The 13,042-nt window shown below is 71.5% G+C and carries 13 protein-coding genes; 3 read left to right on the forward strand and 10 right to left on the reverse strand.

Annotated elements, in window-relative coordinates; translation table 11 throughout:
• The 5 genes from AOK22_RS06855 to AOK22_RS06875 all read right to left on the reverse strand — a co-directional run.
• A partial coding sequence (locus AOK22_RS06855) for a class I SAM-dependent methyltransferase (RefSeq protein WP_157872189.1) occupies nt 1-225 on the reverse strand: 225 nt, incomplete at its 3' end.
• Nucleotides 218-790, reverse strand: coding sequence for a CypD family RiPP peptide-cysteine decarboxylase (locus AOK22_RS06860; RefSeq protein ID WP_055697678.1), 573 nt, complete (start codon nt 788-790; stop codon nt 218-220). The genes AOK22_RS06855 and AOK22_RS06860, both read right to left, overlap by 8 nt.
• Nucleotides 787-1,347 carry a hypothetical protein gene (locus tag AOK22_RS06865; RefSeq protein WP_055697679.1) on the reverse strand — a complete coding sequence of 187 codons (561 nt, stop codon included), beginning with the start codon at nt 1,345-1,347 and terminating at the stop codon, nt 787-789. The genes AOK22_RS06860 and AOK22_RS06865 overlap by 4 nt, the downstream gene beginning before the upstream one ends.
• Nucleotides 1,337-2,977 carry an alpha/beta fold hydrolase gene (locus AOK22_RS06870; RefSeq protein WP_244164707.1) on the reverse strand — a complete coding sequence of 547 codons (1,641 nt, stop codon included), beginning with the start codon at nt 2,975-2,977 and terminating at the stop codon, nt 1,337-1,339. The genes AOK22_RS06865 and AOK22_RS06870 overlap by 11 nt, the downstream gene beginning before the upstream one ends.
• Nucleotides 2,978-3,226: 249 nt before the next feature.
• Nucleotides 3,227-3,412, reverse strand: coding sequence for a cypemycin family RiPP (locus tag AOK22_RS06875; RefSeq protein ID WP_055697680.1), 186 nt, complete (start codon nt 3,410-3,412; stop codon nt 3,227-3,229).
• 437 nt (nt 3,413-3,849) lie between these two features.
• Between AOK22_RS06875 and AOK22_RS06880 the strand changes: the two genes are divergently transcribed.
• Entirely contained in the window at nt 3,850-7,068 is a 3,219-nt protein-coding gene (locus AOK22_RS06880; protein WP_055697681.1) for a tetratricopeptide repeat protein, read from the forward strand.
• A gap of 114 nt (nt 7,069-7,182) precedes the next feature.
• Here the strand turns inward: AOK22_RS06880 and AOK22_RS06885 are convergent, their stop codons facing one another.
• Nucleotides 7,183-7,407 carry a hypothetical protein gene (locus AOK22_RS06885; protein WP_055697682.1) on the reverse strand — a complete coding sequence of 75 codons (225 nt, stop codon included), beginning with the start codon at nt 7,405-7,407 and terminating at the stop codon, nt 7,183-7,185.
• A gap of 19 nt (nt 7,408-7,426) precedes the next feature.
• Nucleotides 7,427-8,287: a mycothiol conjugate amidase Mca gene (gene mca, locus AOK22_RS06890; RefSeq protein WP_055697683.1), complete on the reverse strand. Its 861-nt coding sequence runs from the start codon at nt 8,285-8,287 to the stop codon at nt 7,427-7,429.
• Nucleotides 8,288-8,432: 145 nt separating this feature from the next.
• Here mca and AOK22_RS06895 point away from each other — a divergent pair, with 145 nt between their 5' ends.
• Nucleotides 8,433-8,855, forward strand: a complete 423-nt coding sequence (locus tag AOK22_RS06895; protein WP_237773204.1) for a DUF4307 domain-containing protein — start codon at nt 8,433-8,435, stop codon at nt 8,853-8,855.
• A gap of 171 nt (nt 8,856-9,026) precedes the next feature.
• The gene (gene greA / locus AOK22_RS06900) at nt 9,027-9,524 is read left to right on the forward strand and encodes a transcription elongation factor GreA (protein ID WP_055697685.1); all 498 of its coding nucleotides are present in this window, start codon (nt 9,027-9,029) and stop codon (nt 9,522-9,524) included.
• A 61-nt stretch (nt 9,525-9,585) separates the two neighbouring features.
• Here the strand turns inward: greA and AOK22_RS06905 are convergent, their stop codons facing one another.
• The 3 genes from AOK22_RS06905 to ilvA form a co-directional block, all read right to left on the reverse strand.
• Entirely contained in the window at nt 9,586-10,455 is an 870-nt protein-coding gene (locus tag AOK22_RS06905) for an ABC transporter permease (protein WP_055697686.1), read from the reverse strand.
• The gene (locus tag AOK22_RS06910) at nt 10,452-11,465 is read right to left on the reverse strand and encodes an ATP-binding cassette domain-containing protein (RefSeq protein ID WP_055697687.1); all 1,014 of its coding nucleotides are present in this window, start codon (nt 11,463-11,465) and stop codon (nt 10,452-10,454) included. The genes AOK22_RS06905 and AOK22_RS06910 overlap by 4 nt, the downstream gene beginning before the upstream one ends.
• A gap of 219 nt (nt 11,466-11,684) precedes the next feature.
• Nucleotides 11,685-12,914, reverse strand: coding sequence for a threonine ammonia-lyase (ilvA, locus tag AOK22_RS06915; RefSeq protein ID WP_055697688.1), 1,230 nt, complete (start codon nt 12,912-12,914; stop codon nt 11,685-11,687).
• Nucleotides 12,915-13,042 lie beyond the last annotated feature (128 nt).

Raw genomic sequence — 13,042 nt, forward strand, 5'->3', positions numbered from 1 at the left:
GTCCAGCGACGGCCGCGAGGCGTCGACCGCCACGACCCGCGCGCCGGCCTCGGCGAGCGCGAACGAGGACACCCCCGTGCCGCACCCCAGGTCCAGGACCGACCGCCCGGCCAGGGGCCGGTGGGAGGACACCCAGGCGGCGAGCCCGGCCCCCGGGGAGAGCATCGAGGACACCAGGTCGTAGGCCTCGATCGCCGTCTCGTCGTACACGCTCGGGTCACTCACCACGGCGCCCTTCCTTCCGCATCCTGTTGGCCACGGCGAGGGCACCCGGCAGGTTGAACCCCACCTCGGCCGTCGACCGGTTGCTCGCGCGTACGCCGTTGACCCGCGGCGCGAACTCGACGTTCGGGCGGAGCTTGAGGGTCTGCACGTTGTTCTCGACGATCTCGTTCGATCCCGGAAAGGTGTCCGCGATCACGATGGGCGCGTCCGTCACCTGGAGCATCAGCAGGGCGGGCGAGTCCGCGCGCCCCTGCGCCAGGCGCATGACGGTGTCCAGGGTCGCGGGGAAGACGAGGAAGCACTCGGAGGCGCCGCTCCTCCCCGAGTTGACCTCGGGCGGCAGGTCCGGCTCGTCCCAGGAGTCGACCCACACCGCGCCGTTGGCCAGATGGCGCAGCGCGCGGACCGCGAGGAACCGCGACGCGGCGGGCGTCACCGACACGTTCACGACGAGCTCCGGGTGGAGCTCGCGCAGCCAGTGGATCCACCACGGCACGAGCGCCGCGCTGATGGAGCCCGTGATGTGGACGTGCAGCTCCGCGCCCTCGTACTTCTCCACGTTCACCGGGCGGCTCCGGCCGCGCGGGCGGCGGTGCCGAGGGGGATCCACTCGGAGGTGAGGATCGGCTTCATGCGGTGCTCCACCGGCGCGCTGGGGAACACGTTCATCAGCAGGAACTGGAGGGCCTGCGCGTCGTCGGCCGCCGCGGCCCGGCTCGCCGCGAGCACCAGGTCGTACGGCAGGCTCCGGGTGACCCAGGCGAAGTCGGCCTGGTTCGCGCTCATGACGGACAGCTGCTGCATGGCGTCGAACAGCGCCTTGGGGCCGCGGCTGCGCGGGTTGTACAGCACCTGCGTCCACCCGTGCGGCACGACGGGCGTCACGTCCCGCCACGGCGTCGGGCCGTCGCCGGTGGTCTCGCGCACCAGCAGATGTACGTTCTGCACGCCTGGGTTGGGCGCGAAGAACCGCCAGCCGGGGATGGGCCAGCCGCCCGTGAACTTGCGCAGGTCCTGGTTGTAGGAGTCGGGGGTGTTCTGCAGGACGGTCGCGACCAGGTGTGCCGCGAGCGCTCCGACGGCGACGGTGGCCGCCCCGCCCTTGATCCGGTCAGCAAGCATCCATGAACCTTCTGATAGCGCCTTCGACCTTCTCGGCGTGCTCCTGGTACCCGATGATCGACCGGTGCGCCGAGCCGTGCACCACCTCGAACTTCGCCCCGAGCTTCTCGGCGAGCACCGCCTGCTGCTCGGCGAACTCGTCCGAGGCGACGACCAGCACCGACTCGACCGCGCCGAGGCGGGAGACGGCGTCCTCGGTCCGTATGCCCCGGTACTCGCGCACCGAGTTGACGATGTTCCTCGGCGAGAACACGAACTGCACGTGGCTGTACTGGGTGTCCGGCGTGTAACCCGCCTGCCGCTCCACGGCGTTGGGCGCCCATTCGTAGATGCCGGTGACGGCGGCCACCAGCGTGTAGAGCTGCGCCTGGAGGAACTTGCCGAGCCGTCTGCGGTCCGTGCGGTCCTCGTCCAGGAGCACCGGGTCGGTGCCGTCCACGACGACCAGCTTGTCCACACGGTCGGCGAAGCGCCGGTCCCCCACGTAGGAGGCCGCGCTCAGCGAACCGATCGAGTGCGTGACCACCACGACCTCGCCCTCCGCCCCGACCTCGTCGAGCACCGCGGCGAGGAGGTCCCCGCTCGCCGCGCGCGAGGTCGTGAGGCCGTATCCGGGCCGGTGGTAGCGGATGACCGTGTGGTGGCGCGCCAGGCTCCGCGCGACCCACTCCCAGGATTCGAGGGACTGTCCGAGGCCGCACTCCAGGACGACGGTCGCGCGCGGGGCGGTCCCGTCGGCGGGGCGGTCCACCCGGTACTCGACGTCGCCGTCCGCGTACGCCAGCCGCGCGGCGCCCTTGGGGCCGAGCCGCCGCTGCTCGGCGATCTGCCGCTTCTCGCGGGCGATCAGCGCGCTCGCGAGGGTGACGCCGCCGGCGATGCCGACCACGGTCTTCTCGAACGTCCGGGACGCGCCACGGGTGTCCAGGACGTAGCCGACGGCTCCGTGGGAGCCGAAGAACCCCCAGACGAAGCGCGGCAGTTCCATGGCCGTCGCCACGCCCACGTGGAAGGCCTTGACGGCCGTGAGCGCGTGGGAGGCCTGCTTGCGCGGCAGCAGGTAGACGAGCGGGAAGGACGCCTCCCACACGACCGTGCCGACGGTCAGGGCGCGGCACAGCCGCGGGTACCTGCGCAGGACGGCCGCGGCCGGGCCCCGGCCGTACGCCTCCGTCTGCAGGACCTCCAGCAGGGCGTCGCCCTGTACCCAGCTGCTGCCGAAGGCCTTGGCGATGCCGGAGACCGCATAGCTCAGCCCGGCCTGGAAGTTGACGGCGCGCAGGAAGAGGTCGTCGGAGACCCGCCGGTCCGGGATCAGCGCCGTCAGGGCGCGGTACTGCGTGATGACCGCCGTCATCTGGTCGGCGCCGTCGCGGCCGTACGGGGTGCGGATCTCGCTCAGCCGGTTGCACGTCCCGATGACCGTCGCGGCGGCGATCTGCGCCGTGCGGTTGCCGCGCGCGAGCAGCAGCCCGGCCGACGCGGCGAGGGTCACTCCCGCGAGCACCCGGGGGGTGCGCGGATGGTCGAGTACGCGCCCGATCCGGTTCCTCAGGCTGCCTTCCGGATACTGCTGGGCCGAGGTTCCCCGGAGATAGCCGTCCTCTTCGAATTCCTCACGGAGAAACAAGGTCTCCGCGGCCGCGAGGGTCTGGCCTATCGCAATCGGCAGGAATACGCGATCCGCCGCCTCTTGGGCGGTATTCCCGTTCCCCTGGACGGTAGTCGCGTTCGGGGCGCGCCGCCCCCACCGCTTCCATTTCACCGGATTCTTCGTCTCCCCCGTCGCAGGCCTGGCCGCCGAATCGAGCACCGCAGGAACCGTGTGCCGGAGAAGCCCGGCCATTCGGGCTTCTCCGGCAACGGGTCAGTCCTTACCTCAGCAGACGAGGCATATCGTGCTGCCCTGGATCACGAACTGAGCAGCGGTGGGCGTGGCCGGCGTGGCCATGGCGGGCGTCTCGCAGTCGGCGTGGAAGCCCGGCGCCGCACCGCTGAGAACGGTGTTCGCGAATTCCTGGGCAGCCAGCGCCTCGGGGCGGATGGCGGAATCCGGTCGCGTCACAGTCGATTCAGATCGCACTTCACTAACCTTTCGTCGGTGGTCATGCGAGCGAATGGTCTCGGCGTGCCGAACGTTGCCACCCCCGTCGCCCGCTCTGAGTGAACGTGCTGCACAACGTCTGCAACTCGACGTTGCGGACCGACCTTAAACAGGGCCCCAAGAGCACGTCAAGCACAGTTAATGCTTCAAGCACCGTGCGCAACAGGGAACTTGGCACGTCACAGAGGTGACAGCTATTTCCAGCCATAACGGAGAAGGCCTTCCGCGAGAAGGCCCCGCCCGGCCGCCGAGAAGGCCCCGCCCGGCCGCCGCGAGACCCCGCCCGGCCACCGGCGCGAGCGGAAGGTCACCGATCCGCGCACGCCCTCGCTTCCCGGGCCCGTACGCAGGACACTTGTGAAGTGCAGGCAACTGTTGCTCTCGGAGGGGGAACCCATATGCGGGACAGCCATCGGGCCGAGGCCGAGCGGCTGTTGGCACGGGCCGTGGAGGAGGAGGTCCGACGTTCGGGCGGGCGCGTCGACGGCGGCGTACTGCTCTCGCGGGCGCGCGGCGCCCTGGACGCCATGGCGCAGACGGCCGACGAGGAGTACGGCGCGTACACCCGGGCGCTCGACGAGGCACAGGCGGGTCAGCTCACTTTCGGACAGCGCTACGCACGCGAGGGCGCGGGAACTCCCCTGCTGGTGGCGGTGGTCGCGGCGGTCGCCGCCGGCATCTCCGACCTGTCGTTCGGCACGAGCACCGGCACCGCCCTGGGCACCGGCGCGATCGTCGCCGTGGCCGGCGCGGCGGCCACCGTCGTGAAGGTGACGGCCTCTCACGTACCGGCCGCGAGCCGTCGCGCAGGGGCGCTCAGCCAGCCGGGCGGGCCCGAGCAGCTGCGACTGCAGTGGCTGACGGCGCTCGAAGTGCGCGGCATCCGGCCCTTCCTCGACCAGCAGCGCCTGCTCGCCGCCTCGACCGGCACACGGACGGCGAAGAAGGCCGCGCCGCAGCTGCGCGGCACCGACAAGAGCGCGGCGGCGCGGCGGCGCTCCGTGCTGGAGCAGTCCTTCGCCCAACTCCCGGAGAACACGGGTCCGTTCGCGGGCCGCAGGGCCGAGCTCGGACGGATCGCGCAGTGGGTGCACGCGGCGCGCGCCAGCACCGACACCCGCCCCACGGTCGTCGTCCTGCACGGCGTGCCCGGCTCGGGCCGTACCTCGCTCGCGGTGCGGGCCGCGCGGGACCTGCGCGACCAGTTCCGCGGCGCCTGCGTGGTGGACCTGCGCGGCGACGCCCCGCAGGAGAGCCCGCTGTCCACGCGCGACGCCCTGCTGCATCTGCTGAATCGGTTGGGCGCCCCGCGCGAGCAACTGCTCTTCCGGGAGCGCTCCTCGCAGGAGCAGCAGGTCAAGCGGCTCAGCGAGCTGTACAACCAGTACCTGACGGGCCTCGCCGTGACGATCGTGCTCGACGACGCCAGCGACGCCGAGCAGGTCCGCGCGCTGATCCCCGAGCGCTCCGACAGCCTCGTCGTCGTCACCACCCGCGAGCCCCTCGCACTGCCCGCGGACCTTCCTGCCTGGGTGCATCTGCTGCCGGTCGAGGCGCTGGACGAGGCGGGCGCGGAGGAACTGCTGCGCGAGAGCGCCGAGGACCTCTCCGGGCCCTACGACGCCGAATCGGCGGACGCCGTACGGCAGTTGTGCGGCGGTCTGCCGCTGGCGCTGCGCGCCGCGGGCTCCTCGCTCGGTCCGCGCACGCCGCGGCAGCTGGCCTCCGACCTGTCCGCCTACGGCCCCGCCGACAAGGTCGCCCCCGTCGAGCGCGTCCTGTGGCTGCGCTACACCGACCAGTCCGAGCAGGCCCGGCGGCTGCTGCGGCGGCTCGCGCTGGCCGGGCGCGCCTCACTGGGCGCGGCGGCCGCCGCCGCGCTGCTCGCCACCGACGAGCAGGAGGCGGCCCGCCAGCTGTCCGCGCTCTCCCGCGCGGGCCTGGTCGACGAGCTGCGGGGCGGCCGCCACCGGCTGCACGACCTCGTGCGGTCCTTCGCCCAGGCCCGGCTCCTGGACGAGGAGGAGCCCGCCGAGCGGACCGCGGCGCAGGAGCGGCTCATCGCCAGCTACGGCGAGCTGGCCGACACGGTGATCCGGCTGGTCGACGGCAAGACGTCCACGCGCGCCGACCAGTTCGGGCCGCACGGCTTCGCCTCCCTGGACGCGGCGCTGCGCTGGCTGGACGACGAGTCGACGTTCATCACGGCCGCCCTGCGCAACGCCGAGGGCGTCGACCAGCAGGCCGTGCTCAACCTCCTGGGCGCGCTGTGCGACTACTGCCTGCTGCGCGGCGACCTCTACCGCCTGGGCGAGATCAACGAACTGACGCAGGCCATCGACCAGGGCCTGCTCGGCCGCAGCGTGCAGTGGCGCACCGGCATCGCGGCCCGCCAGCTCGGCGAGCTCGACCAGTCGCGCACGACGCTGAACTCGGTGGTCGACCTGTACTTCGAGGCCCACCAGGACGCGGCCGCCGCCCGCGCGCTCGGCTCGCTGGGCATCACGCTGCACCACCAGGGCAATCTGACGGAGGCGGCGGCCCGGCTCACCGAGGCGCTCGACCTCCAGGCCGCCGACGAGCTCGCGGGCGACCGCGCCTGGACGCTGCACGCGCTCGCGGCTGTCGAGCGCGACCGCGCCCATCTCGCGCATGCCCTGGAGATGCTGAACACGGCGCTGGAGCTGCACCGCCGCAGCGGCTCGGTGCACGGCGAGGCGTGGACGCACTTCCAGCTCGGCCAGCTCTGTCTGCGCCGGGGGGACGTGCCGCGCGCGGAGGCCGAGCTGCGCGAGGCCCTCGACCTGTACGGCCGCACCCGCGACCCGCGCGGCGAGGCCTGGGCGATGACGCAGCTGGCGCGGGCGAGGCTGGTGGACGGCGACCCGTCGCCCGCCGTCGACGGTCTGCGCCAGGCGGTGTCCCGGCACCGCGACAACGAGGACGCGCGCGGCGAGGCCTGGTCCCTGTACTACCTCGGGCAGGCCCTGGAGGAGACCGGCAGCCTCGACCAGGCGGTGCGGGAGCTGGAGCGGGCGCGGACGATGTTCTCGCGGATGCGGGACGTGTACGGCCTGGCGTGCGCGCGCCACCACTCGGCGCGCGTGACCCGCGACCAGCGCGCCGCCCAGACGGGCTCGCTGCGCAACTCCGGCTTCGCCCGCCAGCTCCTGGTGGACGCCCGCGCGGACTTCCAGCGCATCGGCGTCGCGCACGGCGAGGCCTGGACGTGCCTGGAGCTGGTGGTCGTGGACGCCGGCAACACCCGCGCGCAGCAGGCGCTCACCCTGTGCGACGAGGCCATCGCCCTGTTCGCCTCGTACGGCGACCGGCGCGGCGGCGACTGGGCCCGCTTCCTGCGCTGCACGCTGCTGCCGTACGCGTCCCCCGGCGGCTGGGAGATCGGCACGGCGGTGGCCCAGGAGGAGTTGGCCCAGCTGGACCGCGAGGACCACCCGACCCGCGACGGCAAGCTCGCCGACTACGTCCAGGCGTACGCGCTCGTCCTGGAGCGCGGCGCGGACCTGGAGGCGGGCTGGCAGGCCTGGCGCCTCGGCATGGTGCCGAACCGGCACGCGCGGGAGGTGATGGGGGTGGAGGTGCCCCAGCCCCGCTGAGGGCACGGCGGCACCCGGGCCCGGGCCGCACACGGGGACGCCAGGGTGAGGGCTCGATCCCGCTCACGGGCGGGAGGCCCCTTGCCCTGGCGCCGGAGGACGGCCCCGAGGCCGCTACTTCTCGCCGGTGCGCTCGTCCGCCGCGCGGTCGGCGTCGCCGCCGGCCGTCGCGCCGACCGGCTCCTTCTCCTTGAAGTCGACCTTGCCCATGTGGCGGTTCATCGACTTCATCAGGCCCCAGACGGCCAGGGCCATCACCGCGAAGACGATGAAGCCCAGAACGCCGGGAGTCACCTTGTCGTCGTCGACCTCCTTGGCAAGAGGGACGAGATGCGTCATTGCCAGATGTACGTTCACGCTAGGCATTGTCGCGGATGCCCGCAAAGAGGTCGTCCTCGGGGAGGGAAGTATCGACGAGCGACTTCGCGAGCTCGTACTCCTCCGTGGGCCAGACCTCCTTCTGGAGCTCCATCGGCACCCGGAACCAGCCGCCCTCGGGGTCGATCTGCGTGGCGTGCGCGATCAGCGCCTTGTCACGGATCTCGTAGAAGTCGGCGCACGGGACGTGCGTGGTCAGCGTGCGCTCGACGCGCTCGAACTCGTCCCAGCGCTTGAGCCAGTCCCCGTACGGCGACTCCATGCCGCGCTCGATCATGGCGTGGTGCAGCGCCTCGGTGCGCGGCCGGTTGAAGCCCTGGTTGTAGTAGAGCTTCTGCGGCTGGAAGACCGGGCCGAACTCGCTCTCGGGGTACTTCTCCGCGTCCGCCGCGCCCTCGAAGGCCACCATCGTGATCTTGTGGGTCATGATGTGGTCGGGGTGCGGGTATCCGCCGTTCTCGTCGTAGGTCGTGATGACCTGCGGGCGGAACGAACGGATCTGGCGGACGAGCTCACCGGCCGCCTTGTCGACGTCCTCCAGGGCGAAGCAGCCCTCCGGCAGCGGCGGCAGCGGGTCGCCCTCGGGCAGCCCGGAGTCGACGAAGCCCAGCCACTCCTGCTTGACGCCGAGGATCTCGCGCGCCTCGTCCATCTCCTTCTTGCGCACCTCGTGGATGTGCTCCTGGATGTACGTGTCGCCCTGGAGCTTGGGGTTGAGGATGTCGCCGCGCTCCCCGCCCGTGCAGGTCACGACGAGGACGTCCACCCCCTCGGACACGTACTTGGCCATGGTGGCCGCGCCCTTGCTCGACTCGTCGTCGGGGTGGGCGTGAACGGCCATCAGTCGCAGCTGCTCAGTCAAGACTCGATCCTCGGTAATCGGGCGCCCCTGTGTGCATTGGCGCTTTCGGCGGCTTCTATAGTGACGGAACCGGGGGGCGGAAAATTCCGGCATCCCCTGTTCCTGGAGGACGATCATGGCGGCGGTGGGCTCGAAGCTCCCCGAGGGACGGCCCGGCGGGATTCCCGAGGGGCGGTACGGCCGCGCACGCTCGGCCGACGCGGCCGCCGACCGCAAGCTGAAGATCGTCGGCTCCGTGCTCGGCGTGCTCCTGCTGGGCCTCGTCGGCTGGTTCGGCTACGACTACATCAACGGTACGAAACTGAGCGCCGAGGTCATCAAGTTCGACGTCGTCTCGGACAGCGCCGTCGAGGCGCACCTCGAAGTGCGCAAGGACGCCGACGCCAAGGGCTACTGCACCCTGCGGTCGCAGGCCGAGTCCGGCGCCGAGGTCGGCCGGGCGGACTTCCGGTTCGACCAGTCCACGGGCCGTATCGACAAGGTCGTCACGCTGCGTACGAAGGAGAGGGCCACCAGCATCGAGCTGCTGGGCTGTCACTCGGACTGACCGCCCTCGTGGTGGCTTTACCGCGCTCACCTGCGTTGACGCAAATCTGATGGCTTATGTCCTCCCCCTTCTCCGCCTGAATTGTTAGGCTCGTGGTTTCGCCCACCCGTGAGGGAACATCCTTCTGGGTAGGGCGATGCTTTGTATTCCCAGTACCTACGAGGAGCACCTGTGACCCAGACCAGCGAGAACGTCACCTGGCTGACCCAGGAGGCGTACAACAAGCTCAAGGACGAGCTTGAGTACCTGTCTGGTCCCGCGCGCACCGAGATCGCAGCGAAGATCGCGGCCGCGCGTGAGGAGGGCGACCTGCGCGAGAACGGCGGGTACCACGCGGCCAAGGAGGAGCAGGGCAAGCAGGAGCTCCGCGTCCGCCAGCTCACCCAGCTCCTGGAGACCGCCCGGGTCGGCGAGGCGCCCGCCGACGACGGCATCGTGGAGCCCGGCATGGTCGTCACCATCGCCTTCGACGGCGACGAGGACGACACCACGACGTTCCTGCTCGCCTCTCGTGAGTACGCGAGCGACGACATCGAGACGTATTCACCGCAGTCCCCGCTGGGCACCGGCGTGAACGGCAAGAAGATCGGCGAGAACGCGGAGTACGAGCTGCCGAACGGCAAGTTCGCCTCCGTCAAGATCCTCGAGGCCAAGCCGTACCAGGGCTGAGCCCTCACACCGCTTCGGCGACGAGGCCCCCGGCACACCGTGCCGGGGGCCTCGTCGCGTCTCAGGCCGTGGCCGAGCGGTACGTGCGGACGGCGAGGGTGCGGAACACCACGATGATCAGCACGGACCAGATCAGCGAGGCCCAGACCGGGTGCTCCATCGGCCAGGCGCCGGTCACCGACTTCGGGACTCCCTCGATCGTGTTGCCGAACAGCTCGCGGGCCGCCGCCACCGTGGCGCTGAAGGGGTTCCATTCGGCGACGTACTGGAGGAACTTCGGCATGCCGTCGACCGGGACGAACGCGTTCGAGATGAAAGTCAGCGGGAACAGCCAGATCAGGCCGCCCGAGGTCGCCGCCTCCGGGGTGCGCACGGACAGGCCGATCAGCGCGCCGATCCAGGTGAACGCGTAGCCGAGCAGGAGGAGCAGGGCGAAGCCGGCCAGCACCTTGCCCATGTTCTCGTGGGCGCGCCAGCCGACGAGCAGGGCCACCACGGCCAGCACGGCGAGCGTCACGGCCGTCTGCACCAGGTCGGCGATGGTGCGGCCGGTCAGGACCGCACCGCGTGCCATGGGCAGCGAGCGGAAGCGGTCGATGAGGCCCTTGTGCATGTCGTCGGCGATGCCGGCGCCCGCGCCGGCGGTCGCGAAGGTGACGGTCTGCGCGAAGATGCCCGCCATCAGGAATTCCTTGTAGGCGCTCGCGCTGCCCGAGGGCGCCCCCGGGATGTTGATGGAGCCGCCGAAGACGTACGTGAACAGGACCACGAACATCACCGGCTGGATGATCCCGAAGAGGATCATCTCGGGGATCCTGGTCATCCTGATGAGGTTGCGCTTGGCGACGACCAGGGAGTCCCTGACGGACTGGCCGATGCCGCCGGCGGGCCTGGCGCCCGCCGTGCGGACGGCGTCGGAGACGGTGCTCACTTGTCGGCCTCCTTCGTGCGCTCCTGCCGCGGCGCGGCGTCCGCGTCCTCCTCCTGGCCCTCGTCCGCCTGCTCGGCGACATGGCCGGTGAGGGAGATGAACACGTCGTCGAGGGTGGGGCGGCGCAGGCCGATGTCGTCGATCTCGATGCCGCGGGCGTCCAGCTCGCGGATGACCTCGGCGAGCAGCTTGGCGCCGCCGGTGACGGGCACCGTCAGCTTGCGGGTGTGCTCGGCGACGGCGACCTCGCCCTTGCCGAAGCCGCGCAGCACCTCGGAGGCGGCGGGGATGCGGTCGCGGTCGTGCACGACGACCTCGACGCGCTCGCCGCCGGTCTGGGCCTTGAGCTGGTCGGAGGTGCCGCGGGCGATGACGCGGCCGTGGTCGACGACGCAGATGTCGTGCGCCAGGTGGTCGGCCTCTTCGAGGTACTGGGTGGTGAGGAGCAGGGTGGTGCCGCCCGAGACGAGCTCCTGGATGACCTCCCACAGCGCCTGGCGGTTGCGCGGGTCGAGGCCGGTGGTCGGCTCGTCCATGAACATCACGGGCGGGGAGACGACGAGGGCGGCCGCGAGGTCGAGGCGGCGGCGCATGCCTCCCGAGTACGTCTTGGAGGGGCGGTCCGCGGCGTCGGCGAGGTTGAACCGGTCGAGCAGCTCGCCCGCCCTGACCTTCGCCTCCTTGGCCTTCATCTGGTAGAGCTGGCCGACCATCTGGAGGTTCTCACGGCCCGTCAGATACTCGTCCACGGCGGCGAACTGGCCGGAGAGGCCGATCGAGCGCCGCACCTCGTTCGGCTGCTTGAGCACGTCGATGCCCGCGACGACCGCCTTGCCGCTGTCCGGGGTGAGGAGCGTCGTCAGGCAGCGGACCGCGGTGGTCTTCCCGGCGCCGTTCGGCCCGAGGAGGCCGAGGACGGTGCCTTCCGGGACGTCCAGATCGACGCCGTCCAGAGCCCTTACGTCGCCGAAGGTCTTCACCAGACCTTCGGCGTAGATGGCGCCTGGCATGTGGGTTCTCCCCGTGTTTTGGGTGACTTTCTGGGCAAAAGCTTAGATTTGCCGGACATCGCACGCCCGGCGACCGGTGACATGCGACACACCATAACGCGATACATCGCGTCGGCTCACCCACTTTTCCCAAGGTTTTTTCGGGGTGCTCGGAAACGATCGGATGTGAGCGCCCGCGCCCGCTCCGGGGCGGTCGGCGACCGCGACGGGCGCCGCGCGTCAGCCGATGACGGTGTAGCCCGCGCTCCGCAGGGCCGCGCTGACCTCGACGCAGTGTGCGGGACCCTTCGTCTCCAGGTGCAGCTCGACCTCCGCCTCCGCGATCCCCAGCCGCGGGTCGGTGCGCACGTGGCTCACGTCGAGGACGTTGGCGTCGACCGTCGTGAGCACCCCGAGCAGCGTGGCCAGCGCCCCGGGGCGGTCCGTCAGGCGCAGCCGCAGCGAGAGGTAGCGGCCCGCCGCCGCCATGCCGTGCCGCAGGATCCGCTGGATCAGGAGCGGGTCCACGTTGCCGCCGGACAGCAGCGCCACGACCGGGCCCTCGAACGCCCGCGGATCGCCCAGCAGCGCCGCGACCGGGCTCGCGCCCGCGGGCTCGACGACCATCTTGGCCCGCTCCAGGCAGAGCAGCAGCGCGCTGGACAGCTCGTCCTCGGAGACCGTGACGACGTCGTCGACCAGCTCACGGACGAGCTGAAACGGTACGTCTCCGGGGCGGCCGACCTTGATGCCGTCGGCCATCGTCGCGGGGTCCACGACCGACACCGGGTGCCCGGCGGCCAGCGAGGGCGGGTAAGCCGCGGCGCCCGCCGCCTGCACGCCCACCACCCGCACGTCCGGGCGCAGCGCCTTGACCGCGACCGCGATGCCCGCCGCGAGGCCGCCGCCCCCGACGCCCACGACCAGGGTCCGCGCCTCCGGGCACTGCTCCAGGATCTCCAGGCCGACGGTGCCCTGGCCCGCGATGATGTCGGGGTGGTCGAAGGGGTGGATGAAGACCGCGCCCGTCTCGCGCGCGTACTCCTGGGCGGCGGCCAGCGTCTCGTCGACGACCTGGCCGTGCAGCCTCACCTGTGCGCCGTAGTCACGCGTCGCCGCGACCTTCGGCAGCGGCGCCCCGGCCGGCATGAACACCGTCGAGCGCACGCCGAGCAGCGCGGAGGCCAGCGCCACGCCCTGCGCGTGGTTGCCCGCGCTGGCGGCCACCACACCGGCCGCGCGCTCCTCGGGGAGCAGGCCCGCGATCCGCACGTACGCGCCGCGCAGCTTGAAGGAGCCGGTCCGCTGGAGGTTCTCGCACTTCAGGTGCACCGGCCCGCCGACCAGCTGCGACAGGTGCCTGCTGCCCTCCATCGCCGTCATCCTGGCCACTCCGGAGAGAATCTTCTGCGCGCCCCGCACGTCGTCGAGGGTCACCGCCGGCAAGGAGTCACGCGTGGGGTAGCTCATGACGGCAGTCTCGCAGCCGCCGCCGGAGTCCTCAGGGGATGCCCAAGGGACGAGACCGTTCTCCCCGTAGGTTTGCGCAGCGCAGGTACGGTCCGCGCCCGGTCCGCGTACCCTGTCCCCCAATCCAT

Source organism: Streptomyces silaceus (assembly GCF_001419745.1).
Classification (GTDB): Bacteria; Actinomycetota; Actinomycetes; order Streptomycetales; family Streptomycetaceae; genus Streptomyces; species Streptomyces silaceus.